24 protein-coding genes are annotated in these 19,629 nt (G+C 70.6%); 10 read left to right on the forward strand and 14 right to left on the reverse strand.

Translation table 11 applies throughout. From position 1 onward, the window contains the following. Positions 1 to 323: 323 nt before the first annotated feature. The 3 genes from ACIQPT_RS17015 to ACIQPT_RS17025 all read left to right on the forward strand — a co-directional run bounded on the left by ACIQPT_RS17015 (position 324) and on the right by ACIQPT_RS17025 (position 2,715). A complete protein-coding gene (locus ACIQPT_RS17015; protein WP_401156724.1) occupies positions 324 to 1,535 on the forward strand; it encodes a glycoside hydrolase family 64 protein in 1,212 nt (403 codons plus the stop codon). A gap of 150 nt (positions 1,536 to 1,685) precedes the next feature. Next, positions 1,686 to 2,363: a peptidoglycan-binding protein gene (locus ACIQPT_RS17020; RefSeq protein ID WP_401156619.1), complete on the forward strand. Its 678-nt coding sequence runs from the start codon at positions 1,686 to 1,688 to the stop codon at positions 2,361 to 2,363. An 88-nt stretch (positions 2,364 to 2,451) separates the two neighbouring features. Next, positions 2,452 to 2,715 carry a hypothetical protein gene (locus ACIQPT_RS17025; protein WP_401156621.1) on the forward strand — a complete coding sequence of 88 codons (264 nt, stop codon included), beginning with the start codon at positions 2,452 to 2,454 and terminating at the stop codon, positions 2,713 to 2,715. A gap of 79 nt (positions 2,716 to 2,794) precedes the next feature. Here the strand turns inward: ACIQPT_RS17025 and ACIQPT_RS17030 are convergent, their stop codons facing one another. After that, entirely contained in the window at positions 2,795 to 3,319 is a 525-nt protein-coding gene (locus tag ACIQPT_RS17030; protein WP_401156623.1) for a hypothetical protein, read from the reverse strand. Positions 3,320 to 3,588: 269 nt separating this feature from the next. On the opposite strand from ACIQPT_RS17030, the gene ACIQPT_RS17035 reads away from it, so the two are divergent. Continuing rightward, entirely contained in the window at positions 3,589 to 4,209 is a 621-nt protein-coding gene (locus ACIQPT_RS17035; RefSeq protein ID WP_401156625.1) for a YceI family protein, read from the forward strand. Between the two features lie 84 nt (positions 4,210 to 4,293). Here ACIQPT_RS17035 and ACIQPT_RS17040 read toward each other — a convergent pair whose 3' ends face one another. The 7 genes from ACIQPT_RS17040 to ACIQPT_RS17070 all read right to left on the reverse strand — a co-directional run bounded on the left by ACIQPT_RS17040 (position 4,294) and on the right by ACIQPT_RS17070 (position 11,026). After that, a complete protein-coding gene (locus ACIQPT_RS17040; RefSeq protein ID WP_401156627.1) occupies positions 4,294 to 5,328 on the reverse strand; it encodes an ABC transporter permease subunit in 1,035 nt (344 codons plus the stop codon). After that, positions 5,325 to 6,230: an ABC transporter ATP-binding protein gene (locus tag ACIQPT_RS17045; protein ID WP_401156628.1), complete on the reverse strand. Its 906-nt coding sequence runs from the start codon at positions 6,228 to 6,230 to the stop codon at positions 5,325 to 5,327. The genes ACIQPT_RS17040 and ACIQPT_RS17045 overlap by 4 nt, the downstream gene beginning before the upstream one ends. Further along, a complete protein-coding gene (locus ACIQPT_RS17050) occupies positions 6,227 to 6,631 on the reverse strand; it encodes a GntR family transcriptional regulator (RefSeq protein WP_401156726.1) in 405 nt (134 codons plus the stop codon). Before ACIQPT_RS17050 ends, ACIQPT_RS17045 begins: the two co-directional genes overlap by 4 nt. A 191-nt stretch (positions 6,632 to 6,822) precedes the next feature. Continuing rightward, positions 6,823 to 7,854 carry an iron-siderophore ABC transporter substrate-binding protein gene (locus ACIQPT_RS17055; RefSeq protein WP_401156629.1) on the reverse strand — a complete coding sequence of 344 codons (1,032 nt, stop codon included), beginning with the start codon at positions 7,852 to 7,854 and terminating at the stop codon, positions 6,823 to 6,825. A 79-nt stretch (positions 7,855 to 7,933) separates the two neighbouring features. Beyond that, the gene (locus tag ACIQPT_RS17060) at positions 7,934 to 8,779 is read right to left on the reverse strand and encodes an ABC transporter ATP-binding protein (protein WP_401156631.1); all 846 of its coding nucleotides are present in this window, start codon (positions 8,777 to 8,779) and stop codon (positions 7,934 to 7,936) included. A gap of 13 nt (positions 8,780 to 8,792) precedes the next feature. Next, positions 8,793 to 9,872, reverse strand: coding sequence for a FecCD family ABC transporter permease (locus tag ACIQPT_RS17065; RefSeq protein ID WP_401156728.1), 1,080 nt, complete (start codon positions 9,870 to 9,872; stop codon positions 8,793 to 8,795). Positions 9,873 to 9,958: 86 nt separating this feature from the next. Next, positions 9,959 to 11,026, reverse strand: coding sequence for a FecCD family ABC transporter permease (locus ACIQPT_RS17070; protein ID WP_401156633.1), 1,068 nt, complete (start codon positions 11,024 to 11,026; stop codon positions 9,959 to 9,961). Between the two features lie 216 nt (positions 11,027 to 11,242). On the opposite strand from ACIQPT_RS17070, the gene ACIQPT_RS17075 reads away from it, so the two are divergent. Both ACIQPT_RS17075 and ACIQPT_RS17080 read left to right on the forward strand, forming a co-directional pair. Further along, positions 11,243 to 11,824, forward strand: a complete 582-nt coding sequence (locus tag ACIQPT_RS17075) for an MSMEG_1061 family FMN-dependent PPOX-type flavoprotein (protein WP_401156635.1) — start codon at positions 11,243 to 11,245, stop codon at positions 11,822 to 11,824. Between the two features lie 177 nt (positions 11,825 to 12,001). After that, a complete protein-coding gene (locus ACIQPT_RS17080; protein WP_401156637.1) occupies positions 12,002 to 12,457 on the forward strand; it encodes a hypothetical protein in 456 nt (151 codons plus the stop codon). 157 nt (positions 12,458 to 12,614) lie between these two features. On the opposite strand, the gene ACIQPT_RS17085 is transcribed toward ACIQPT_RS17080, so the two are convergent. Then, positions 12,615 to 13,019, reverse strand: a complete 405-nt coding sequence (locus ACIQPT_RS17085) for a VOC family protein (protein ID WP_401156638.1) — start codon at positions 13,017 to 13,019, stop codon at positions 12,615 to 12,617. Between the two features lie 262 nt (positions 13,020 to 13,281). On the opposite strand from ACIQPT_RS17085, the gene ACIQPT_RS17090 reads away from it, so the two are divergent. Together ACIQPT_RS17090 and ACIQPT_RS17095 are read left to right on the forward strand one after the other, a co-directional pair. Beyond that, on the forward strand, positions 13,282 to 13,617 hold the full coding sequence (locus ACIQPT_RS17090; RefSeq protein WP_401156640.1) for a hypothetical protein: 336 nt from the start codon (positions 13,282 to 13,284) through the stop codon (positions 13,615 to 13,617). 155 nt (positions 13,618 to 13,772) lie between these two features. Continuing rightward, the gene (locus ACIQPT_RS17095; RefSeq protein WP_401156641.1) at positions 13,773 to 14,339 is read left to right on the forward strand and encodes a hypothetical protein; all 567 of its coding nucleotides are present in this window, start codon (positions 13,773 to 13,775) and stop codon (positions 14,337 to 14,339) included. A 36-nt stretch (positions 14,340 to 14,375) separates the two neighbouring features. On the opposite strand, the gene ACIQPT_RS17100 is transcribed toward ACIQPT_RS17095, so the two are convergent. Continuing rightward, positions 14,376 to 14,993 (reverse strand): GNAT family N-acetyltransferase, encoded by a 618-nt coding sequence (locus ACIQPT_RS17100; protein WP_401156643.1) that lies wholly within the window; start codon positions 14,991 to 14,993, stop codon positions 14,376 to 14,378. A gap of 70 nt (positions 14,994 to 15,063) precedes the next feature. Between ACIQPT_RS17100 and ACIQPT_RS17105 the strand changes: the two genes are divergently transcribed. Then, the gene (locus ACIQPT_RS17105; RefSeq protein WP_401156645.1) at positions 15,064 to 15,537 is read left to right on the forward strand and encodes an NUDIX hydrolase; all 474 of its coding nucleotides are present in this window, start codon (positions 15,064 to 15,066) and stop codon (positions 15,535 to 15,537) included. Positions 15,538 to 15,587: 50 nt separating this feature from the next. Here the strand turns inward: ACIQPT_RS17105 and ACIQPT_RS17110 are convergent, their stop codons facing one another. Further along, positions 15,588 to 15,785 carry a hypothetical protein gene (locus ACIQPT_RS17110; RefSeq protein ID WP_401156647.1) on the reverse strand — a complete coding sequence of 66 codons (198 nt, stop codon included), beginning with the start codon at positions 15,783 to 15,785 and terminating at the stop codon, positions 15,588 to 15,590. Between the two features lie 173 nt (positions 15,786 to 15,958). After that, positions 15,959 to 17,482 (reverse strand): catalase, encoded by a 1,524-nt coding sequence (locus ACIQPT_RS17115; RefSeq protein WP_401156649.1) that lies wholly within the window; start codon positions 17,480 to 17,482, stop codon positions 15,959 to 15,961. A gap of 393 nt (positions 17,483 to 17,875) precedes the next feature. On the opposite strand from ACIQPT_RS17115, the gene ACIQPT_RS17120 reads away from it, so the two are divergent. Further along, on the forward strand, positions 17,876 to 18,046 hold the full coding sequence (locus ACIQPT_RS17120) for a hypothetical protein (RefSeq protein WP_401156651.1): 171 nt from the start codon (positions 17,876 to 17,878) through the stop codon (positions 18,044 to 18,046). Positions 18,047 to 18,063: 17 nt separating this feature from the next. Here the strand turns inward: ACIQPT_RS17120 and ACIQPT_RS17125 are convergent, their stop codons facing one another. After that, complete coding sequence (locus ACIQPT_RS17125) at positions 18,064 to 19,032, reverse strand: NAD(P)/FAD-dependent oxidoreductase (RefSeq protein ID WP_401156652.1); 969 nt, start codon at positions 19,030 to 19,032, stop codon at positions 18,064 to 18,066. Between the two features lie 110 nt (positions 19,033 to 19,142). Continuing rightward, the gene (locus ACIQPT_RS17130; protein WP_401156654.1) at positions 19,143 to 19,556 is read right to left on the reverse strand and encodes an ATP-binding protein; all 414 of its coding nucleotides are present in this window, start codon (positions 19,554 to 19,556) and stop codon (positions 19,143 to 19,145) included. Between the last annotated feature and the right edge of the window lie 73 nt (positions 19,557 to 19,629).

Here is a 19,629-nt window from a genome sequence, read left to right on the forward strand (position 1 = left end):
GGGGAGTGCGGGGGCACCCCCGACCTCTGTTCACCTCCATCCACCTCTGTTCGCCTCTGTTCACCTCTTGGCCGGAAGCTCCCCCGTACGGTCACGGTTCGCACCGGCTCGGTTCCGGCAAGTACCGGTTCGGGGCGTCGAGTTGTGAAGACTCCGAATTTTTGAGAGCGCTCTCAGTCACAAGTCTTGACGCTCGTGCCGGGCCTCGCGAGAGTGGTGCGCACCGCAGGCACCCCCACGGTCCTGACCCTCCTCGCGTCATCCCCCACCACCCGTCTGCGGCCCCCACACACCTCGGGAGTCCCCTCGTGATTTCGCGCAGAATGTTCCTGACCGGCGCTGCCGCCTCGGCCGCGGCGCTGACGTACCCCGCCTGGGGCACCGCACTGAGCCCCCGCGCGTCGGCGGCCCCGGCCACCTGTGAACTGGCCCTGGAGAACAAGTCGTTGCCGGGCACGGTGCACGCGTATGTGACCGGCCACGAGCTGGGCACCGACCGCTGGGTGCTGCTCCGGCCGAACGGCGAGGTCTACCGCCCCGACTCCCCCGGCGCCCCGCAGACCCCGCTCCCGGTGGACTGCGCGATCCCGCTCAACGGCGCGGGCCAGGCCCCGGTGGTGCTGACCCTGCCGCAGATGTACGGGGCACGGGTCTACTTCGTCCGCGACGACAAGCTGGACTTCTTCCTCAACCCGGGCCCGTCCCTGGTGGAGCCCGCGTTCGCGACGCCGACGGACCCGAACTACGGGCGCACCTGGGCGTTCGCCGAGTTCACCTTCAACACCGAGCAGCTGTACTCCAACATCAGCTACGTGGACCTGATCACCGCGCTCCCGATCGGCATCACGCTGGAGGGGGACGGCACCCACGTCGTGGCCCCGCACCCCGAGGGCGCGGCGGAGCGGATCGCGGAGGACCTCGCCGCCCAGGCCGCCGCCGACGGGCAGCCGTGGGACAAGCTGATCACCCGGGGCGACGACGGCAGCGTCCTGCGGGTCGTCTCACCGCAGAACATCATGGCGCCGTACTTCGACCGGCCCGCCGAGATGCCGTTCCGGGATCTGTTCACGGCCCAGATCGACGAGGTCTGGGAGAAGTACCGCTCCGAGGACCTGCGGATCGACCTCCAGGGCGGCCGGGGCACGCTGGCCGGCCGGGTCAGCGGTGACACGCTGACCTTCGAGGGCGGCCACACCTTCGTCAAGCCGGAGACGAAGGACATCTTCACCTGCAACCACGGCCCGTTCACCAACAACCCGGGCGACTCCGACGACAAGAAGGCGATCCTGGCCCGGCTGGCGGCGGGCTTCAACCGCTCGATCATGCTGAGCCACCCGAGCCAGCCGAACGGCACGTCCACCTCGGACTACTACAAGGGATCGGTCACCAACCACTGGTCCCGGGTGGTCCACGCGAACAGCCCGATCGGTTACGCGTTCCCGTACGACGACGTCCGCCCGGACGGTGAGCCGGACGTCTCGGGCGCGGCGCACGACGGGAATCCGCGCCGCTTCACGGTGAGCGTGGGCTCCTGACGCCTGCCGGACGGACATGCGTGTGCCCCCGCCGGTCCGGCGGGGGCACACGCGTGTCCGGACTCCGGCCCGCCCGGCATCCGATACCTCATCAATTGACACGATGTGCGGCGTTCTTGACTTCGCCCCGGCACCCCGGGACGGTTCCGTATGCGATTGAACCGACTCCCCCGCCGCATGCTCGCGGCGGTCGCCGCCGGATTCCTGCTGACCGCAGCGGCTCCGGCGCACGCGGACCCCGCCCCACCCCCGTCACCCGCCCCGCAGGCCCCCGGCGCGCACGGCCTGCCCGCCTTCCAGGAGAGCTACGGCCTGCCGCCGACCGGCCGGCTGGACACGGCCACCGCCCATCTGCTCAAGACCGCCCCGGACAGCGAACTGCGGGCGTTCTTCGCCGCCCCGTCCGACCTCGGCCCGGAACAGCTCGCCCACGCCCGGACGGTCATCGGCGTCGGGAAGGGGGCGGAGCTCTCCGAGGAGGCGCAGATCATCGCCCTGATGACGGCCATGCAGGAGTCGAAGTTCGTCAACTACACGTCCGCGGTCGACCACGACTCGCTCGGCGTCTTCCAGCAGCGCCCCAGCATGGGCTGGGGCACCCCGGCGCAGATCACCCACGTACCGACGGCGTCCAAGTCCTTCTACGGGCTGCCCTCGCCGAGCGCCAACCCGGGGCTGCTCCAGATCGACGGCTGGGAGTCGATGGACCCGGGCGACGTGTGCCAGGCGGTGCAGCGGTCCGCGCACCCGGACCGGTACGCGCAGTGGGAGGACTTCGCCCGGGAGTTGCTGGAGCAGGAGGGCCCGGACGCCGACCCGATCCCGTAACGCGTCGAGGGGCCGCCCCAGGCGTCGGGCGGCCCGGCTCACCCCTCCGCGGCGCACCGCTGTGGAGCACCTTGCCGTAGGGGTGTGGGTGCTCACGGGGGTGTCGCTCTCCTGGCTGGGCTTTCTGGTCGGTATGACGACGTTGTGGTCCCTGGCGGAGGGCGCACCGGTGGGCGGTTTCCTGGTGCCGTGCTCCGCCGGCCTGTTCGGTGGTGTGGCCGCGCTCGTCGCGGTCAGCCGGGCACCGGGGGTGCGGCGCATGTCCGCCGACGCGCGCAGCCTCCTGCTGGCAGCCCTGGCCTGCCCGGTCCCCCTGGTCCTGGCGATTGCGGCGTGGTTCGCCACCCTGTGACCGACTCCGCGACGCGCCCCGGCCGGGGCGCGTCGCGGAGTCGTACGGCTGCTGCTGCTGCTGCTGCTGCTGCTGCTGCTCAGCAACCGCCGCAGTTGTAGTACGTCACGTCCCAGTGGTTGCCCTCGTCGGCATAGATGTTGCCGGAGCCGGACTGGTACTGGCGCGCCCCGTCGCCCCGGGTGCCGATGTAGGTGAAGACGCCGGTGACGTAGTTGTTCAGGCAGGTGCTCTTGGCGAAGTCCAGCTTGTAGCCGTTCCAGTGGGAGTACGTACCGCCGGCGTGCCCGGTCTCGGTGCCTCCGGTGATCCTGAGCGCGCAGCCGGTGGCGCTCTTGAGGGTCTGCGCGCCCTGGGCGCTCTCCAGGTTGAGCTGGTCGAAGGACGTGCAGGTGGGGACGTTCCGGTTGGAGCAGCCACCCGAGGACGACCAGGTGATCCCGGACGAGCTGAACCGGGAGGTCGCCTGCGCGTGGGTCAGCTTGGTCACGGCGTGCGCCTCGGTGGCGCCGCTGCCGAGGGCGCCGATGCCGGGCACGAAGAGGGCGCCGAGGACGAGGGCCAGGGCGGTGAGGGCGGAGCGGAGTCGTGGACGGGTCACCATGGGGGGATTCCTCCTGCTCATGACAAATCAGGGGGCGTACGGGCACGGGGCCGCGAACGCCGGGCAGGGAGATAGTGCCCGAGTTCTACGCGCGTCCGCCAGAGGGCGACGGGGAGCGGCGGGGTTCTACGGGGTTCGACGGGGTTCGACGGCGGCTAGATGTTGAACTTTGAACTAGATAGCGCTACAGTCGAACTCGTTGAAGGTTAAACAACAACTTCGACGTCGCTGGACCCCCGTCCCCCGCAGCGCATCCCCGAGGAGGAGCCATGGCTCTGTTCACCCGCAAGTCGACCGCCGCCGCCACCGTCACCGAGGCCCCCGCGGTGGACCCGGCGCTTGCCGCCCTGACCGGCACATACACCCTGGACCCCGCACACAGCAGCATCGGCTTCACCGTGCGCCACGCGATGGTCACGAACGTGCGCGGCTCCTTCGGCGAGCACGAGGGCACCCTCGTGGTGGACGGCACGGACCCGGCGAACTCGACCGCCTCCATCGACGTGAAGATCGCCAGCGTCGACACCGGCATCGCCGACCGCGACGGCCACCTGGTCAGCGGCGACTTCTTCGACGCGGAGAAGTTCCCGCTCATGACGTTCCGCTCGACGAAGGCCGAGCAGCTGGGCGGCGACGCGTACCGGATCACCGGCGACCTGACCATCAAGGACGTCACGCGCCCCCTCGCCATCGACCTGGAGTTCAACGGCTCCGCCACCGACGTCTACGGCAACGAGCGCGTCGGCTTCGAGGGCAGCGCCGACATCCTGCGCTCCGACTGGGGCCTGACCTGGAACGCGGCGCTGGAGACCGGCGGCGTGATGGTCAGCGACAAGGTGAAGCTGACCTTCGACATCTCCGCGATCAAGGCCGCGGCCCCGGGGGCCTGACCTGGACCGTAGAGTCGGAGCGGGCGGCCGAAGCCAGTTGCGTTGGCTTCGGCCGCCCGTCCGTCGTCCCGGACCCGCCGGCCGTCAGACCAGCCGACGCCGCAGCCACAGTGCGCTGAAGCCCGCCAGGATCCCGGTCAGGACCAGGAAGACGGCCGTTTCGATCCACTGGAACGTCCAGTAGCGGTCGGCCGGCTGGTAGGCCACCTCCACATGGAGGTCCGATGCGGCGAAGCAGCGCATCGGTTCGATCTCGCGGCGGGCGCAGCCCTCGCTGCCACCGACCTCCTTGCCGGACCTGTCGAGGACCGGGCCGATCCCGGACACGACCCACGCACCCGGCTTCGCCAGCCCCACCTTCACCCGGGCGTCGTCGCCGTCGCCCGACAACAGGATCTGCGTCGCGCTCCAGCCGGCCGCGGGCGCGAGCGGTTCGCCGTCCTCACCGGCCGACGCCATGCCGACGGAGCTGAGCGCCACGTCCGCGCGGTCCGGCGTGAGGAGGTGCGGCCGGAGCGCGTAGGGCACCAGCACCTGGACCACGACGAAGAGCACGAGGGTGGCCGCCATCGCCGGGACCGTCCGACGGATCAGGAGGCCGGCGCAGGTCCCGAGGGTGAAGGCGAAGGCCGCGTAACCGAGCGGCACGATGCCCCGGCCGTCGAACAGCAGCGGGGTGAAGCGGTCCTCGTTGACCCGGTCGATCGGGGCGGCCCACCAGGTCACCAGGAGGCTGAGCAGTCCGGTGACGACGACGGCCGCCAGCCCGACGACCGCGAGCCTGACCGCGAGCCAGCGGGTGCGGCTGATGCTCTGGTTCCAGATCAGCCGGTGGGTGCCGGTCTCCAGTTCCCGGGCGATCAGGGGTGCTCCCCAGAAGATCCCGATGATGCCGGGCACGGCGATCAGGAGGCCGGTGACGAAGTAGGACAGGGTGTTGTACTGGACGACGAAGGCGTTCTTCGCCGCGCCGCAGTCGTTGCCGCAGTCGGCGACGCCGCTGTCGTAGGCGCTGCGTATCTGCAGGCCGGTGACGACGAGGACGGCCGTGATCACGGCCAGGGCGACGAGCGCCACCAGGGTCTGGACGCGGTACTGACGCCAGGTGAGCCAGATCATCGCTGTGTCTCCTGTACGGGTCGGCGTGCCGGGCCTGCCGGGCCCTCGGCCATGTAGGTGAGGACCAGGTCCTCCAGGCCGAGGGGTTCCAGGACCCCGCCGGGATCCTGGCCGGGGGTGTCCGCCCGCACGATGAAGGTGCTCTGCCGTTCGGTGTGGGTGGCCTGGAGGACGTGCATCCCTCCGGGCAGGTCCGCCGCGTCCCGGCGCGCGGTGGTGAGCCGGAAGTGGCTGCCGAGGAGGTCGTCCACGTCCCCGGCGATCTGGACCCGGGAGGCGACCAGCGAAATGAGGTGGTCGCAGACCCGCTCCAGGTCGGAGACCAGGTGCGAGGAGAGGATCACCGTGGTGCCGTGCTCGGCTACGTACTCCATGAGCCCCTGGAGGAACTCCCGCCGGGCCAGCGGGTCGAGGGCGGCCACGGGCTCGTCCAGGATCAGGAGATCGGGGCGTTTGGACACGGCCAGGGTCAGGGCGACCTGGGCGCGCTGACCGCCGGAGAGCCGGCCGACGCGCTGACCGGGGTCCAGTCCGAGGTCGCGTATCCGCCCTTCCGCCAGACGCGCGTCCCAGGTCGGGTTGAGCCGCGCCCCCAATCGCAGATGGTCGGCGACGGAGAGAGCGGCGTAGGTCGGGGTGTCCTGGGCGACGAAGCCGACCCTGGCCAGCTGCGCCGCGCTGGACGCGGGGCGTCCGCCGAGGACTTCGATGGTGCCGGAGGTCGGGGTGAGCAGCCCGCAGGCCAGTTGTAACAGGGTGGACTTTCCGGCTCCGTTGGGGCCGACGAGTCCGACGACGCGGCCGGGCGGCACGCTGAGTGTGCAGTCGGTGAGGGCCTGGCGGCGGCCGTACCGCTTGCTCAGGCCTCTGGCTTCGAGAAGGGCGGTCGATGGTGCGGTCATTGCTCCTCTTCGGTGGATGAGGGCCCGGAGTGCGTACGGAAGGTGGCCAGGAACAGCGCCTCGATGCTCTCCTCGTCGAGCCCGGCGCTGCGGGCCCGCTCCAGCCAGCGGACCAGCTCCCGCCGCAGGGGCTCGTGCTCGGACAGCGAGGCATCGCTGAGGGTGCTGGACACGAACGTGCCGACACCGGGCTTCTTGGCGACCAGCCCCTCGTACTCCAGCTCGCGATAGGCCTTGAGCACGGTGTTGGGGTTGATCGCCACCTTGGCCGCGACCTCCTTGACCGTGGGCAGCCGGTCGCCCTCGAACAGCAGGCCCAGGCGCATGGCCCGGCGTACCTGGTGGACGAGTTGCAGGTACGGCGCGACGCCGGACCGGGCGTCGAGGTGGAACTCGATCACCATTTCCTCTATTCATCTAGGGTCCTAGCACTATAGGACTCTGGCGGTGGGTGCGGTGTCAATGGCCGGCCGGAAAGTGGGCGGACGCGGGGGGGGTAGTCCGGGCATGCGAGAAGGGCGGCACGTGTGTGCCGCCCTTCCGTGTACCGCTCTGCGCCCCGGCGTTCGCCGGGAGCGGGTGTCCCGTGCTGTTACTTCGCGACCTTCTCCGCGAAGAGCGGGACGACCTTGTCCAGTGCGTACGAGACGGACAGGACCGAGTCCGTGGCGAACGCCTGCGAGATGCCCTGGTCGTCGAAGACCAGGTCGTTGCCCGCCTTCACCGACGGGACGGCCTTGTACAGCGGGTCGTTGCTGATGTCGGTGGCCGGGATGCCGATCGGGGTCATGACCGTCAGGTCGGCGTCGAGCAGGTCCAGGTTCTCCTTGGAGACCGAGATGGAGAAGCTCTCGCCGGCCTTGGCCTCGGCCTTCGGGTTGTTCTTGAAGCCGAGCCGCTCGACGAAGTCGATGCGTCCGGTGCCGCCGACGTAGATGCCGAAGCCCTCCGAGGTGCGCGAGCCGACGGTGATGGTCTTGTCCTTGAACTCCGGGTGGGCCTTCGCGGCGGCCTCGAACTTCTTGCCGGTCTCCGCGATCAGCTCCTTGCCCTTCTCCGGCACGCCCATGGCGGCGGCGATCATCGTGGTCTGCTGCTCCCACGAGAGCTTGTACTGGTCGCCGCCCTTGGGCACGCCCACGGTCGGGGCGATCTTCTTGAGCGTGTCGTAACGGGTCTGGTCGCCGCTGGACTTGGTGTCCAGGATCAGGTCGGGCTGGAGGGAGGCGATCTTCTCGAACTCCGGCTCCATCGTGCCGATGATCTCCGGCTTCTTGTCGTACATGCCCTTGGCCCAGGGGCCGACGCCCTCGCCGCCGAACGGCAGCCAGTCACTGGCCCCGACCGGCTGACCGCCGAGCGCGAGCACGGTCTCGGCGTCGCCCCAGCCGAGCGCGACGATGCGCTTCGGCTGCTTGTCGACGGTGACCTCACCGAACTTCGTCGCCACCTTGGCCGGGAACGCCCCTTCGGACGCGCCGCCGGAGGCGGAGGAGGACGCGGAGCTGTCGGAGTCGTCCGACGAGCCACAGGCCGAGAGGCCGACGAGCAGAGCGGCGACGGCACCGGCCGCGAGGACGGTGGTGCGGCGGGGGCGCCGGGCGCGAGGAGCGGAAGCGTTCATACCCTTTAGGTTAGCCTCACCTAATGACAACGGTGCCATCGGGTTGACCCGAAGGGCTGCTCCCCCGTACGTACGCGGCTCAGGCGGCCGGGTCCTTCACATGGTGGCGGCCCAGCGGCACGACCATCGGGGTGGCCGACGCCGGGTCCTCGATCACCGAGCAGCGCATGCCGAAGACCTCGCCGACCAGCTCCTCCGTCACGATGTCGACCGGCCGCCCCTCCGCGACGATCCGCCCCGCCTTCATCGCGATCATGTGGTCCGCGTACCGGCAGGCCAGGTTCAGGTCGTGCAGCACGGCGACCATGGTGACGCCCCGCTCGCGGTTGAGGTCGGTGAGCAGGTCCAGGACGTCCAGCTGGTGGCTGGCGTCCAGGAAGGTCGTCGGCTCGTCGAGCAGCAGGATGTCCGTGCGCTGGGCCAGTGCCATCGCGATCCACACCCGCTGGCGCTGACCGCCCGACAGCTCGTCCACGGAACGGTCGGCGAGTTCGAGGACGTCCGTCGACAGCAGCGCCCGCGCGACCGCCTCGTCGTCCTCGGCGCTCCAGCGGCGGAACCAGCCCTGGTGCGGGTAGCGCCCGCGCCCGACCAGGTCGGAGACGGTGATGCCCTCCGGGGCGGTGGGGCTCTGCGGCAGGATGCCGAGCACGGAGGCGACCTCCTTGGTCGGCATCTCCTGGATGGACCGGCCGTCCAGCAGCACCGCCCCGGCGGAGGGGGCCAGCAGCCGGGCCATCGCCCGCAGCAGGGTCGACTTCCCGCAGGCGTTGGGGCCCACGATGACCGTGATCTTCCCGGGCGGCACGGCCACGCTCAGACCGGGGACGATCTCGCGTTCGCCGTAGCCGAGCCGGACGTCCCGGGCTTCCAGAGTGTGATCGGCCACGACAGGGCCACGCCTTTCGTCGTCCTTCTGAACCATCTGCTTCTCCATGTCAGCCCCCGCTGCCCACGCGGTTGGCGCGGGCCAGGAGCAGGAGCAGATACGGGGCGCCGATGATGCTGGTGACCACGCCCACCGGTAGCTGCACCGGGAACAGTTGCTGCGCCGCGAAGTCGGCGACCAGGACCAGCAGCGCCCCGGTCAGGGCCGCCTGCGGCAGGGCCGCGCCCCGGCCCGGGACCAGGCGGCGGGCGATCGGGGCGGCGACGAACGCCACGAACCCGACGGGTCCGGCGGCGGCGGTCGCGACCCCGGCGAGCGCGGTCGCACAGCCCAGCAGCGCGAGCCGGCCGCCCTCGACCTTCGCGCCGAGCCCGGCGGCGGCGTCGTCCCCGAGCTGGAGGGGGCGCAGCGCGTGGGCGGCGAGGACGGTCAGCGGGGCGAGGACGCCGACGGCGATGAGCAGCGGCCACACCTGCTCCCAGGAGCGGCCGTTGAGGCTGCCCGCGAGCCAGCGGTACGCCTCCTGCGCGTCGGCGACCTCGGAGCGGGCCATCACGTACCAGACGATGCTGGAGAGCCCCAGGCCGACGCCGATGCCGACGAGGACCAGCCGCTGGCCTGCGATGCCCTGCCGCCAGGCGAGCAGGTAGATGGCCGCTCCGGCGGCCAGTGAACCGGTGAGGGCGCTCGCGGAGAGGGCGAGTCCGCTGACCTGGAAGACCAGTGCGGCGGTGACGGCGACCGCGCTGGCCCCGGCGCTGATGCCGATGAGGTCGGGGCTGGCGAGCGGGTTGCGCAGCACGGTCTGGAAGAGGGCGCCGGAGAGCCCGAAGGCGGTGCCGACGAGGATCGCGAGGAGGGCCCGGGGCAGCCGCAGGTCCAGGACGACGAACCGGGATCCGCCGTCGCCACCGCCGAACAGGGTGGCCACGACCTTGTCGATCGGCGTCACCATGTCGCCGAAGCTGAGCGAGACGCCGAACATGACGATCACGGCGGCCAGCAGGCCGGCGCCGACGAGGACGGAGCGGCGCAGGCTCCGGCCGCGTACGGCGGCGACCTGGCGTACGGCGTCGGCGAGCCGGGCGTCGGACGCGGACCCGGTCCCCTTGAGCCGGGACCCGGTCACCGGGCCGGCGGGCACCGGACTGCCGGGCACCGGACTGTCGGGGCGGGGCGCGGACGCGGGTCCAGCACCGTCGGGGCGGGGCGCGGTCACAGCTCCACCAGCTTCCTGCGCCGGACCAGCCAGATGAACGGGATGCAGCCGATGGCAGCGGTGATCACACCGACCTGCACCTCACCGGGGCGGGCGATGACCCGGCCGACGATGTCGGCGACGAGGAGCATGACCGGGGCGAGCACCATGCTGTACGGGAGCACCCAGCGGTAGTCGGGTCCGGTGATGAGGCGGGCGGCGTGCGGTACGGCGAGCCCGACGAAGCCGATGGGCCCGGCGACGACAGTGGCGGCCCCGCAGAGGATCACCACGGCGAGGGCGGACACCATCCGGATGGCCCCGACCCGCTGGCCGAGGCCGCGGGCCAGGTCGTCGCCGAGGGAGAGGGCGTTGAGCTGCGGTCCGAGGGCCAGGGCGAGGACGACGCCGACCGCGATGAACGGCGAGACCTGCCAGAGCACCTCGGAGCCGCGGGCGTTCAGCGCGCCGAGCTGCCAGAACCGGAACTGGTCGTAGCTGCCCCGGTCCTGGAGCAGGATCGCGCTGGTCACCGAGGTGAGGACGGCGGCGGTCGCGGCTCCCGCCAGGGCCAGTTTCACCGGGGTCGCGCCTTCCCGCCCGAGCGATCCGACCCCGTACACGAGGAGGGCGGCGAGCAGCGCGCCGAGGAAGCCGAACCAGATGAACTGGGTGGCGACGGTGAACCCGAGCAGGGTGATCGAGCACACGACGGCGACGGACGCGCCGGCGTTGATGCCGAGGAGCTGGGGGTCGGCGAGCGGGTTACGGGCGACGCCCTGCATCACCGTGCCCGCGAGGCCGAGTGCGACACCCGCCAGCAGCCCCGCGACGGTGCGCGGGATGCGGACCTCCTGGACGATGAGCTGCCCCTTGACGGAGACGTCCGGGTCGAGGACCCCGTCGACGACGTCCCGGAAGGGCACGTCGCCCGAGCCGATGGCGAGGCTGGCGACCACGGTGAGGAACAGCACGGCGAGGGCGGCGAGGAGCCCGAGGGCGAGCACGGGCCGGCTGCGCTTGCGCCGCGTCTCCTTGCCGCCGCCCGGCGGCCTCTGCTTCGCCAGGAGGGCCGAGCCGCTCACGACCCGGCCGCCGGGGCAGCCGGAATGCGGTGGTGCACTGTTCTGGTTCCTCACGCTGGTTCGTCGGCGCCGGGGGCACCCCTGGGCGCACGGGAGACGCCCTCGTCGACCGGTCGCCCCCGGACGGGGAACACAAGGGGGCCCAAAGTAAGGTCACCCTAACAGCGCCTGTTCGACCGTGCGCTGCCGCACCCCCATCAGTTCGGAGCCCCTCCCTTGTCGTACGCCGCCCCCGACGCCGACACCACCACCCCCGCCACCGGTCCGCTGGCCGGGGCCGTGCCCCTGGGCTCGGCGGACGAACTGCGCGAGCTGCTGGGCACCCCGCACCCGATCGTCATCGACAAGGTCCACGACCGGCTCACCGACGACGACCTGGCCCTGCTGGCCCGCTCCCCGCTGTGCGTCATGGCCACGTCCGACGCGACCGGCGACTGCGACGCCACCCCGCGCGGCGACACCCCCGGCTTCACCCATGTCCTGGACCCGGGCACCATCGCCCTGCCCGACCGCCCGGGCAACCGCCGCGCGGACAGCTTCCACAACATCCTGGCGAACCCGCGCGTGGGCCTGCTCTATCTGATACCCGGCGCGATGGACGTCCTGCGCATCAACGGGCGGGCCCGCATCCTCACGGACGCCCCGTTCTTCGACGCGATGACACTGAAGGGCCAGCGCCCGAAGCTCGCCCTGGTCGTCGAGATCGACGAGATCTTCCGCCACTGCCCGGCGTCGCTGAAGCGGTCGGGGGTATGGGCGCCGGAGACGTGGGCGGGGGCCCCGCTCGACGGACAGTGAGGGCCTCGGTCGCGGCCAGGTGGACCGGTGCGGCATGTCGCCGTTGCCCCGTGCGTAAAGTTTTGGCAAACTCGCACGCAACACCCCTGTGCCGCAAAGGACTTGCACCGCCACATCGCACTGCCTCGGCGCGGGGGTGAGTTCTATCCGACGCACGAGAGGAACAGCATGCGGAAGATGAAGGCCACCCGACGCGCCACGGCCGTAACGGCCGTGGTCGTTGCAGCGCTGTCGGGCTTCGCCCTCACCGCCCCCACCGCGCACGCGGCTCCCAAACTCACGTGGAAGAGCGAAAGCCTCAAGGACAAGAACGACCGGCTCCTCAGGCTCTATCACGGCATCGAGGACATCGGGACCGTGTTCTGGTCCAACGACCTCGCGCCGGGCAGCCATCTCGGAGACACGCTGTACCTGAACGATTTCGTCAGCGACGGATATGCCATTCGCGGCCAGGTGAAGCAGGTGTCCACCGGCAAGATCGTCATCGACATCAGCACCGCGGGGAAGAAGGCTCCCGCCAGTAAGCAGAAGACGAAGAATCTCAAGGAGAATTCGAAACTTCTGGTGCGCGGATGTGTCATGAAGGGGAAGAAGAGCTACGGGTGCACGTCCTGGTACAGCGCCCGCGCCTGACGTAGCTGACGCAGTTGACGACGTAGCTCCTGGTGGACGGGGTCTCGACCGAGATCACCGACCCGGCCCACCGGGAGCTTCACCTACCCGCGACGCCCGCACGGCACCCGAGGCGGGGCGGGCGCGCATCGCCCTCGGATCGCCCTCGGCAGGCCGGTCATGACCACGTCCGGGTGGACAGCACCAGCAGGTAGCCGTCCGGGTCCTGGAGCGTGACGCCCCAGGTGCCCCAGTACGGATTGTGCGCGGGCACCCTCGTGCCGCCGTGCTGTTCGAGCCGCTCCACGAGGGCGTCCGGCACCTCTTCGCCTAGGTAGACCACCAGCAGGTCCTCGGGCGTCGGGCGCGGTTCCACGGGGGCCGCCGGGTCGTGGACGAGCTCCAGGTGCCAGGCGGCGCCGGGCCAGCCGACCATGAGCAGCGAGTGGCGGCCGGGCGTGCCGTCCGCCTCGTGGCGGTACTGGATGTCGAGGCCGAGCCCCGCGACCCAGAAGCGTTCCGCCGCCGCGAGGTCGCGGGACGGGCGGGCGATGCGCACATGAGCCGTGGCGTCTGCCGGCATCGCGCAACCTCCTTGTCTCCGTGGACCGGCCGGTCTTCGACGACCGGCCGCCCGTCCACGGATCCTAGAGAGGAAACGATCATGCGCGCATCGGCCGCTCGTCCTAGGACCGCAGCCGTCGGCGGCTCGCGCCCCGCATCCGCGCGCCGTGGCACACCTCCGGGCGCTCACCCGAACGCCACGTTCCCTCGCCCCGGCCATGTCGTTGTCGGGATGTGACAGCAGAAGTCTCGCGGAGGAATGCGGAGGAATGCAGCGCCCCATGAATGAAGAACACATCCTGCTCAGGGACTTCCTCGCCACGATGAACCGCCTCCAGGCGGACTTCGAGCGGCGACTCGACGGCATCGAGCGCGACACCCTGCCGGGGACACCGGCGTACGGCCACCCCCATGAGTCGACCGACTCCTGGCAGCCGTGGAGGAGCCGGGACATGCACCGCACCCTCGGACTGGAGGCTATCTGGACCGACGCCCGCCGTTCGTCGGACGAGCACGCGCGAGGCGAGGAGAAACCATTCTCCATCCCACTCCCCCACCACCCGGCCGCGCCGCAGGACCAACCGCCGGTGACCAGCACCGCTGACCAGTACCTCTGACCAGCGGCCCTGACCAGCACCTCTCGAAAGAAACGTTTCCTTCCCATGGTGGTGGCCCGCACAGCGATCGGTGGCTGCATGATCACGGCGCTAAAATGGCCGAGCATCGGCGGGCCGACGGGCCGACGGGGGAGCGAGAGATCATAGTGCGCTACTTGAAACTCGCAGCGTTCGGAGCGGCTTCTGTCCTGCTCTTCGGCTGTTCCGGCGAGCAGACAGAATACGACCACTCGATTCCCGAGAAGCTCTGCGGCATCGATGTCCGGCCATTGAACATGAAGCCGCTGCTACCTCCCGGAAAGTCCGTCAAGGAGTCCTTCCGAGAGATACGGCAGCGCTCCGGCGAGCATGTCAATTGTGGTGTGGTGGTAGACAAAGGCGTCGATCTGTCGGTCTCCTTCTCCCGTCAGACCGGAGAGCTCGACATCGCGCGAGAGGCCGCCGACAAGTACACCGACCTGCAACGGATTTCGCTCGGCCGAGGTGTCAGCAGTGCGGCGGTGGGCGATGACGGAGCCGTCGCCTGGATGGCCTGCCTGCCTAAGCCGCACCAGCCTCAGTACGAGATGCCGGAGACCAGGTCCGGAAAGTTCGACCATGTGGCCCTGGAAATCCGCACCGGAAAGGTGGAGGACTCCGGAAAGGTCGAGGAACGACGTACGCACATCGAGAACTTTCTGCGCGCGTACGCACCGGGAGTCGCCGAGGCCTGGTGCACATGAGTGCACATGACGGCCGAACGTCGGTGCCGTGCCCCTCTACGAAGCGTCGACGGCCCGCGGCTCGCGCCGCATGACCCACAACAGCGGCCCACCTCCCGGCAGTCGCGCCTCGCCGAGCACGGTAAAGCCGAAGTGCTCGTAGAACGGCAGGTTGTCCGGCTTGGAGGACTCCAGGTAGACCGGCAGGCCCGCCGCGTCGGCCTTGGCCAGTCCGGAACGCAGCAGCGCCGCCCCGTGCCCCTGGCCCCGGGCGGCCGGGTCCGCGCCGACGACCGCGAGGTACCAGTGCGGCTCCTTGGGGCCCTGCTCGGCGGCCGCCGCGACCGCTTCCCGGAACAGCGGCGCCCGGTCGCCGAGGATCTGCTCCAGCTCCGCGACCGTCTCCGCGTCGGGAACGGTCTTCTCCTGCCCCTCCGGCGCCACCCAGAACGCGGCCGCCGACGCGGTGCGCTCACACACCCCGTGGCGGCCGTACTGCCGGGTGAAGATCGTGGTGAAGTACCGGACCAGGTCGGGCTCGCGCGAGGCCCCGCCGGGGAAGAACCACTCCATCATCGGGTCGTCGGCGAAGGCTCGGGCCAGGGTCCGGCTGATCGAGGCGGCATCGTCGAGCGTGGCCGCCTGCGGCGTGTTCGTTATCGACATACAGGTCATTCTGCACGTTGATGATCTTGAGCGATGAGCGGGGTGCCGGGTCTCCGCGCCCCGCGTATAGCCTCGCCGGATGGATCGGCGACTGGCCGCGTACGCGGTGTGCATCGAGGACGGACGGGTGCTGCTCGCCCAGGCCGTGGAGCCGGGCGGCGAGCGGACGTGGACCCTCCCGGGCGGCGGGGTCGAGCACGCGGAGGACCCGTTCGACGCCGTGATCCGGGAAGTCGCCGAGGAGACCGGCCTGGAGGCCGTGGTCGAGCGCCTGCTCGGCGTGGACTCACGGGTGATTCCGGCGGGCGAGCGCCGCCGGCCCGGTGCGCCCGGGCTGCAGAACGTCGGCGTCTTCTACCGCGTCCGCGTCACCGGCGGCCGGCTCCGCCCCGAACCGAACGGCGACACCGCCGAGTCGGTGTGGACCCCACTGCCCGACGTCGCCCGCCTGCGCCGGTCGTCGCTGGTGGACATCGGGATCGACCTCGCGCGGACGCTTCCGCCCTCGGGGCACGTGGGCCCCGTCCCGGTCGGCGGCCTGGTCCAGCACTGAGAAGGACCGGGCGGCGGTGGCGCGTGCCACGGAATCCCCGCCCGCCCGGATCAGTGGCGGCTGGACACCCAGGCCCAGACCGCCGCCACCACCACGCCCAGCAGGATCGCGCCCGCCACGACCGCCAGCAGCACCGTCAGCCCGCAGCCTCCCGCGATACCGGCGTGCACCTTCGCCTTGAGCGCCTCGGCCTCGGCGTCCGGGTTCCACTCGGACGCCTCGCCGCCGTACCAGTCGTATCGCTGCATCGTCGCCCCCCCTGGGATCGCGGCCAGCCTAGAACCGGCGACCGAAACGGCCTCCTCCGGCCCCCGGTACGCGGGCGACCGAACGAGGAACGCGCCGCAGGCCCTCACCCGTCGGCCGACGGGTGAGGGCCTGCATGTCGTACGGCCCGGAAGCGGGCAGCGGCCCAGGGGTTTCAGGCCTTGCGCTGCATCGACGAGCGCGCCGGGTTGCCCTGCTCCCCCGCCTTCGGGTCCTTCTCGCCAGCCTTCGCCCGTACGCCCTGCTCGATGCGCTTGCCGAGCGTGGCGTCGACGTTCGACCAGTACTGGAACGCCCGCTGGAGGATCGGCTCGGTCACCCCGTTGAGGAGGTGGCCCACGACGTTGTCCACCAGCCGGTCCCGCGCCGCGTCGTCCAGGACCTCGCGGACCATCGTGCCCGCCTGGCCCCAGTCGTCGTCCTCGGCGTGGTCGACGTAGGCCGCACGGGTGATGTCACCGTCGGCGTACCAGCTCGGCGGGGTGCCGTAGCGTGCCGTGTCCGCCTCCGGGCCGCCCTTGGAGTTCGGGGCGTAGACCGGGTCGCTGGTCTTGCGGTACGCCATCGCCCCGTCCTTCGAGTACGTGTGCACCGGGGCGACGGGGGCGTTCACCGGCAGCTGCTGGTAGTTGCCGCCGATGCGGTGGCGGTGCGCGTCGGCGTAGCTGAACAGCCGGCCCAGCAGCATCCGGTCCGGGCTCGGGCCGATACCGGGGACGAAGTTGTTCGGCTGGAAGGCCGCCTGCTCGATCTCGGCGTGGTTGTCCGTGGGGTTGCGGTTCAGCGTCATCCGGCCGACCTCGATCAGCGGGTAGTCGCCGTGCGGCCACACCTTGGTCAGGTCGAACGGGTTGAACCGGTAGTCCTTCGCTTCCTCGTACGGCATGACCTGGACCTTCAGCGTCCAGCTCGGGTACTCCCCGTCGCGGATGTGCTCGAAGAGATCACGCGTGTGGTAGTCGGTGTCCGCGGAGGCCATCTGGTCGGCCTCGTCCTGCGTGAACGTCTCGACGCCCTGGTCGGTCTTGAAGTGGTACTTCACCCAGAACCGCTGGCCCGCCTCGTTGATCCACATGTACGTGTGCGAGGTGTAGCCGTTCATGTGGCGCCAGGTACGCGGGATGCCCCGGTCGCCCATCAGCCAGGTGACCTGGTGGGCCGACTCCGGCGAGAGCGTCCAGAAGTCCCACTGCATGTCGTGGTCGCGGAGGTTGTTGTCCGCCCGGCGTTTCTGGGACCGGATGAAGTGCTGGAACTTCATCGGGTCCTTCACGAAGAACACGGGGGTGTTGTTGCCCACCATGTCGTAGTTGCCTTCGCTGGTGTAGAACTTCACCGCGAAGCCGCGCGGGTCCCGCCAGGTGTCCGGACTGCCCCGCTCCCCGGCGACGGTGGAGAAGCGGATGACCAGGTCGGTGGTGACGCCCGGCTGGAACAGCGCGGCCTTCGTGTACGCGGAGACGTCCGCGGTCACCTCGAACTTCCCGAACGCGCCGCTGCCCTTGGCATGCGGCTGGCGTTCGGGGATGCGTTCGCGGTTGAACTGGGCCATCTGCTCGATCAGATAGGAGTCCTGGAGCAGAATCGGCCCGCCCGGGCCGACGGTGAGCGAATGCTCGTCGCTCTCCACCGGGGCTCCGGAGTCGGAGGTGGTCGGCTTGCGCGAGGTGTCGGTCATGTCGTCGTTTCCTCTTGTTTGTCTTCCGCAGACGCGTCGGCGATGGCTCCTACTACGGCTGCCCTACTGACCCTCTGCCAATGTAGGCAAACAAGAACAAATGCACTCGCCGAGGAAGCCCGCGCCCAGAACCCCGGGCGGGCCCCGGGCGTCACTCCGGGGCTCCGTCATCCGCCTGCCTGCGTTACGCCGGACGGGAACGGGCGAGGGCACATGCGGGGGGGGGCGAGGGGTGCGAGCCGGCGGCGGCCTCGCCGACTGAGTACTTTCCCCCACCTCGCTGAGTACGGCACCGCCTCCGCCGACCGGCCCCGACCGTGCGATTCTTCACCCCACGGAGCCGGGGGGCTCCGGTCACCGGGCTTCGGTGATGGGGTGGGACGGGAGCAAGCCGTGGATCTGTTCGATGCCGAGCTGGGCGGGCGGGACGAGCCCGATGCCGGGGACGGGGGCGGTTGCTCCTGGGTCACCGTGGTGATCATCGGGATCTTCGTGTTGGTGGCGGTGCTGATACACAAGTTCTTCGGGTGGACGGGCGACCTCCTCTCCGCCCTGTTCTCGTAACTCGTCACGTTGCCCGATCAGCCGCGCCGCCGGGCCTCCACCGCGTCACGGGTGTCCTCCGCGATCAGGTCGCCGTTGACCGCGCCCGCCGCCATGAGGCCCGCCGCGGCGGCGCCGATGACCTGTTCGGTGAGGCGGGTGACGTTGCCCGCCGCCCAGACGCCGGGGACCTCCGTCGCGCCGGTCGGGTCGGTGGGGATGTACGAGCCGATCACCTCACCGCCCATCTCCTGCGCGACCGGGACCAGGCCCAGCGATTCGAGTACGGCCGAGCGGGCGGTGAAGCGGGCCTGGACCACCAGCGCCTCGCGCGGGATGACCCGGCCGCCGGCCAGCCGTACGCCGGTGAACCGGTCGTCCGCGACCTCCAGGCCCACCACCTCACCGTCCACGACCGCGACGCCACGGGCCGCCAGCTGCTCGTACTCCTCCCCCGACGGCTCGGGACCCGTGTGGAGGAAGAGGGTCACGTCCTCGCTCCACTGCCGCCACATCAGCGCCTGATGTACGGCGAGGGGGCCGGTGGCCAGCACGCCGATCGGGCGGTCCGCCACCTCGCGGCCGTGGCAGTACGGGCAGTGCAGCACCTCCCGTCCCCAGCGCTCCGCCAGGCCGGGCACGGGCGGCAGTTCGTCGACGAGCCCCGTCGTCACCAGCAGCCGCCGCGCTTCTACGCTCCGGCCGTCCTCCGTCACCACCCGGAAGCCCCGCGCCCCCTCCCCCGGCAGCCGCTCGGCCGAGGCCACCCGGCCCTCGACGATCTCCGCCCCGTACCCGGCCGCCTCGCCGCGTCCGATCGCCAGCAGCTCGCCGGGCGGGGTCGACTCGCGGCCGAGGTAGTTGTGCACGTGCGAGGCGGGCGCGTTACGGGGCTCGCCCGCGTCGATCACCAGGACCGAGCGCCGAGCCCGCGCCAGGGTCAGCGCCCCGCTGAGGCCGGCCGCCCCGCCGCCCACGATCACCACGTCGTACCGCTGCTGCTTCATGTCGCTCCTCCTTCGTCACGCGGCTGCGGATCACATCGGCCCGCCTCCGCTCGATGACGAGAGTGCGCCCGTGCGGCCGAAACGACAAACATCCTTGCCGGAACAGCAAGTCACTCAATGCTGAACTCGCACCACACGACCTTGCCGGGGTTCCGCTCGGCCACCCCCCATTTGTCCGCCACCGCCGCGACCAGCAGCAGCCCGCGCCCGCCCTCCTCGTCGGCCCCCGGCACCCCGTCCGCCGGCCGCACCTCGCCGTCGCCGCTGTCGTGCAGCTCGACACGGATCATGTTCTCGACCCGCTCCAGGTAGATGTGGACCTTGAAGCCACGCCCCGGCGGCACACCGTGACGGAGGGCGTTGGTCGCCAGCTCGGTTACGCAGAGCAGCACATCGTCGGCGCGCGCTTCACACTCCCACTCGACCAGAGCCTTGCGGGTGAACTTCCGTACGACCGGGATCGACCTGCGCTCACGGCAGTAGAAGGCGGCGCGGCAGTGCGGGAGTTGAGTTGTCTCGTTCATGCTTCCACGCTCACACGGTGTAACTAGGCTTCAGCAGAGCGGAGACACGTACAAAAGGTTTTGTACGGGTTCT

Origin of the sequence: Streptomyces sp. NPDC091289 (genome assembly GCF_044757365.1) — a bacterium.
In the GTDB taxonomy this organism is placed as follows: Bacteria; Actinomycetota; Actinomycetes; order Streptomycetales; family Streptomycetaceae; genus Streptomyces.

Excerpts from the sequence above, each read along its gene's own strand:
- ACIQPT_RS17090 (WP_401156640.1), top strand. The coding sequence starts at position 13,282 with ATGAATGAAGAACACATCCTGCTCAGGGACTTCCTCGCCACGATGAAC.
- ACIQPT_RS17060 (WP_401156631.1), bottom strand. The coding sequence starts at position 8,779 with ATGGTTCAGAAGGACGACGAAAGGCGTGGCCCTGTCGTGGCCGATCAC.
- ACIQPT_RS17040 (WP_401156627.1), bottom strand. The coding sequence starts at position 5,328 with ATGATCTGGCTCACCTGGCGTCAGTACCGCGTCCAGACCCTGGTGGCG.
- ACIQPT_RS17085 (WP_401156638.1), bottom strand. The coding sequence starts at position 13,019 with ATGCCGGCAGACGCCACGGCTCATGTGCGCATCGCCCGCCCGTCCCGC.
- ACIQPT_RS17020 (WP_401156619.1), top strand. The coding sequence starts at position 1,686 with ATGCGATTGAACCGACTCCCCCGCCGCATGCTCGCGGCGGTCGCCGCC.
- ACIQPT_RS17110 (WP_401156647.1), bottom strand. The coding sequence starts at position 15,785 with ATGCAGCGATACGACTGGTACGGCGGCGAGGCGTCCGAGTGGAACCCG.
- ACIQPT_RS17030 (WP_401156623.1), bottom strand. The coding sequence starts at position 3,319 with ATGGTGACCCGTCCACGACTCCGCTCCGCCCTCACCGCCCTGGCCCTC.
- ACIQPT_RS17100 (WP_401156643.1), bottom strand. The coding sequence starts at position 14,993 with ATGACCTGTATGTCGATAACGAACACGCCGCAGGCGGCCACGCTCGAC.
- ACIQPT_RS17130 (WP_401156654.1), bottom strand. The coding sequence starts at position 19,556 with ATGAACGAGACAACTCAACTCCCGCACTGCCGCGCCGCCTTCTACTGC.
- ACIQPT_RS17035 (WP_401156625.1), top strand. The coding sequence starts at position 3,589 with ATGGCTCTGTTCACCCGCAAGTCGACCGCCGCCGCCACCGTCACCGAG.
- ACIQPT_RS17015 (WP_401156724.1), top strand. The coding sequence starts at position 324 with ATGTTCCTGACCGGCGCTGCCGCCTCGGCCGCGGCGCTGACGTACCCC.
- ACIQPT_RS17105 (WP_401156645.1), top strand. The coding sequence starts at position 15,064 with ATGGATCGGCGACTGGCCGCGTACGCGGTGTGCATCGAGGACGGACGG.
- ACIQPT_RS17115 (WP_401156649.1), bottom strand. The coding sequence starts at position 17,482 with ATGACCGACACCTCGCGCAAGCCGACCACCTCCGACTCCGGAGCCCCG.
- ACIQPT_RS17055 (WP_401156629.1), bottom strand. The coding sequence starts at position 7,854 with ATGAACGCTTCCGCTCCTCGCGCCCGGCGCCCCCGCCGCACCACCGTC.
- ACIQPT_RS17125 (WP_401156652.1), bottom strand. The coding sequence starts at position 19,032 with ATGAAGCAGCAGCGGTACGACGTGGTGATCGTGGGCGGCGGGGCGGCC.
- ACIQPT_RS17080 (WP_401156637.1), top strand. The coding sequence starts at position 12,002 with ATGAAGGCCACCCGACGCGCCACGGCCGTAACGGCCGTGGTCGTTGCA.
- ACIQPT_RS17045 (WP_401156628.1), bottom strand. The coding sequence starts at position 6,230 with ATGACCGCACCATCGACCGCCCTTCTCGAAGCCAGAGGCCTGAGCAAG.